The 3187-nt window shown below is 72.8% G+C and carries 3 protein-coding genes; 2 read left to right on the forward strand and 1 reads right to left on the reverse strand.

Features of this window, described 5'->3' with window-relative positions:
* Positions 1-1238: hypothetical protein (locus RWX45_RS01040; protein ID WP_316021938.1), on the forward strand; the 1238-nt coding region annotated here is incomplete at its 5' end.
* 72 nt (positions 1239-1310) lie between these two features.
* Positions 1311-1790: a DUF6912 family protein gene (locus RWX45_RS01045; protein WP_316021939.1), complete on the forward strand. Its 480-nt coding sequence runs from the start codon at positions 1311-1313 to the stop codon at positions 1788-1790.
* On the opposite strand, the gene RWX45_RS01050 is transcribed toward RWX45_RS01045, so the two are convergent.
* Positions 1787-2746 (reverse strand): SbcC/MukB-like Walker B domain-containing protein, encoded by a 960-nt coding sequence (locus RWX45_RS01050; protein ID WP_410050660.1) that lies wholly within the window; start codon positions 2744-2746, stop codon positions 1787-1789. The genes RWX45_RS01045 and RWX45_RS01050 overlap by 4 nt on opposite strands.
* Between the last annotated feature and the right edge of the window lie 441 nt (positions 2747-3187).

A 3187-nucleotide genomic window follows, 5' to 3' on the forward strand; every position in this document is an offset into this window, starting at 1 on the left:
CGGCTGCGGTGTGCACGCGCCTGCAGGCTCTCGCCCGCAGCCTGGATGAGCCGACCCGCCGACCGCGCTCGGCCACCATGCCGACCGCTTCTGCACCCACCGCTTCGGCATCCACGCGGATGCCTGCGGGCACTGACCTGTGGGATGACTTCGAGGCGGCGCTTCCGCCGGCGTGGGAACCTCAGGGCGGGGCAGTTGACACGCAGCCCGCCTCCGGGCGAGTCGCGGTGGTCTGGGGACCGCACGGCGCACCGGGACGCTCCCTGGTCGCGGCGGCGCTGGCAGCCGGGCTGCCCGGCGAGACCATTCTCGTGGACGCGGACATTGAGGCCCCCTGCCTCACCCAGCTGCTTGGCCTCCCCGAGGAGTCCTCGGCGCTGGCGACCGCCGCGCGACTCGCCGCTCGCGGCCGCCTCGACGCCGAGGCCCTCGAGCGCATCCTCATCCCCATCACCGCCGGGCGCCACCTGCTCACCGGACTGGGACGGTCCGGACGCTGGCGGGAGCTGCCCCCGGCCGCCATGCCCGAGGTGTGGGACCGCTGCCGCGGCGCGGCGCGGTGGACGGTGGTCGACATCGCCGGCGGACGGGTGGACGACGCGGTCGACGATTTCACTCTGGAGCCGGGACGCGGTGCCGTGAGTGTGGAGCTGCTGCGCAATGCCGACGTGGTCGTCATCGTCGGCGCTGGTGACCCGGTCGGGGTGCGCCGGCTCCTGCAGCTCATGGACGATCTGAGCGAGGACATCCAGCCTGCCGGACGTATTGAGGTGGTTGTCAACCGGGTGCGGGCCTCCGCGGCCGGCCCCTCTCCGCAGCGGGCGGTGCGCGAGGCGCTGGCGCGCTTCGGCGGCGTGGAGGACATCGTCGTGCTGCCGGAGGATGGTGCGACGGCGGACCGGTGCCTCATGGAGGGGAGGAGCATCACCGAGGCCGCACCCGCGTCGCCCTTGGGATGGGCATTGGCCGAGCTGATCGACCGCATTGACCCCGATTCGCGCGCCGTGGCCGCGGCCGGCCGCGCCGCCCGGGGTCAGCGTTGGCAGCGGGTGGCCTCGCGGTTCGGTTCCCGTCGCCCAGATGCGTCGGCAGCGACCGCCCCGGCGCAGACGACGTCGGATGACGGCTCCCCGGACCGGGCGGTGGGGGCGCCGACTCCCGCGCCACCGCCTCCGCCCGAAGCCGGCGCCGATTCCGATGCGCGCACCGATCGGCGCGGCGGCCGGCACCGCATGTAGGTCGTGGGCGCGGTTCGGTTTGGCAGCGGTGGCGTTCGGACTGGGCGGGGGTTTTCGGGGCTCACTGTGCACATGCGCGTTTACCTTCCCGCCACCGCCGCCGACCTGGCCGCGACGACGATCAGCCCCCGCACCGCCCACGCCGCCACGCCCGCCTTGGCTGCGGTATTTCCCGAGGAGGATGCGGAAGGGCTGGAGGTGTCCGCGAGTTTGTGCGCCGCCGACGCCTCCCTCATGCTGCTGGCGGAGCCCGGCGCGCAGCACCTGGCCGACCGGCGCATTGTCATCGCCGCCGATGTGGCCGACGCGGAGGTGCGGGAGATCCCGGCGACCGGTGAGGTGCTGCCCGGCACGGTGGAGGTGACCTCGCCGGTGGAGTGGGACGCGGTCGCGGCGCTGCTCGTGGACGAGGCGGAGGCGGAGGCAGATGTGCGTGCCGCTCGCACCGGGGATGAGGACGCGTTTGAGCATGCCGCCGACGCCGACCTGCTGTGGTACGACGTGTCCGAGCGCGCCGCGCTCGCCGAGGAGCTGAGCGCTTCAAACCGCTAAGAGGCGATGATGCGCAGCTTGGACCCCGAGGGCGAACGAGTGACCTCGATGCGGTCGGCCACCTGCCGACGCAGCTCCTCCACGTGGGAGACGATGCCGACGGTGCGGCCACCGTCCTGCAACTTGGCCAGTTCCGCCAGGACGGTCTGCAGCGTCTCGGAGTCGAGCGAGCCGAAGCCCTCGTCCACGAACAGGGTTTCCATGGAGATGCCGCCGGATTCGGCGGTGACCACATCGGCCAGGGCCAGCGCGAGCGACAACGACACGTAGAAGGTTTCCCCACCGGACAGGGTCTTGGGGTCGCGCACGTCGTCCCCCGAGAAGCGGTCGATGACCCCCAAGCCCAGGCCGCGGTCACGGCGGCGGGCCGAGCCGGCCTCATCATCAACGCGCACCAGTTCATAGCGGCCGGCGGACATCTCGGCCAGGCGGGTGTTGGCGAAGGCGAGCACATCACTGAACCTCTCCAGCAGAACCCAGGTGGCCAGGGGAGTGGCGGCGTCGTTGTGGCCGGCCGCCAAAGAGGCAACCTCGTACAGGGCGGCGGAGTCCTTGAGCGCCGCGGTCAGCTCGGTGGCGGCGTCGCTGACCTGGGCGGTCGCCTCGGCCAGCTGGGTGACGCGGGAGCTGGCCCGTTCTCTCACTGCCATGGCCGCGCTGTAGGCGGCGTCGGCAGCGGCCAGGGCCGCGCGGGCGCCCTCGACATCGGCGACCTCCTCCCCGCTCAACGAGGCGATCGCCTCGTCCTCGGTGAGGTCGTGGCGCACGCGTGCGCGCCTGGCGGCTACCGCGTTGACCGTCTTTTCCAGGGCGGTCAGGTCGGGTCCGGTCAGGGCGGCCGCCGTGGCCTCGGCGGCGGAGTCGAATCCGGCGTGCGCGACCGTCTGGTCCAGGGCGGCCTGCTGCTGGATGGCGTTGCGGGCCGCGTCGGCGGCGCGTGTGAGCAGGCCCGCCATCTCCTGGATGGAATCGGCGGCAGCGGTGAGCGCATCCAGTCGCGCCGCGACGGAGTCATATCCGGACTGGGCCTCCTCGCAGCGTTCCCAGTCCGCAGCAAGGGCCTTGGCCTGGGCCTCCAGCCGGGTGCGGGTTTCGACCACGCGGGCGCGGTCGTGTTCGAGCTGGTCGCGCAGCTCATCGGTGACGCGGGCGAAGTCGGCTAGCTGTTCTTCCAGCTCATCGACGGGTGCGGCTGCCTGCTCCGTGGCAGCCAGGCGCTCCTGCACGGCGGTCAGCGCCTCGGCGAGTGCTGCGGCATCCCGCTCCCCGGCGGCCTGGCGTGCCTGGGTCTGCTCGGCGAGCAGCGAGTCGTGCTCTTTCACCCGTGCCGCCAGTGCCGCATCGGCCTGCTGCTGTGCGGCCTCGGCGGCCTCGACGTCGGCGCGGCTGACGGCGTC

Origin of the sequence: Actinomyces sp. MRS3W, from assembly GCF_032465695.1 — a bacterium.
GTDB lineage: Bacteria > Actinomycetota > Actinomycetes > Actinomycetales > Actinomycetaceae > Actinomyces.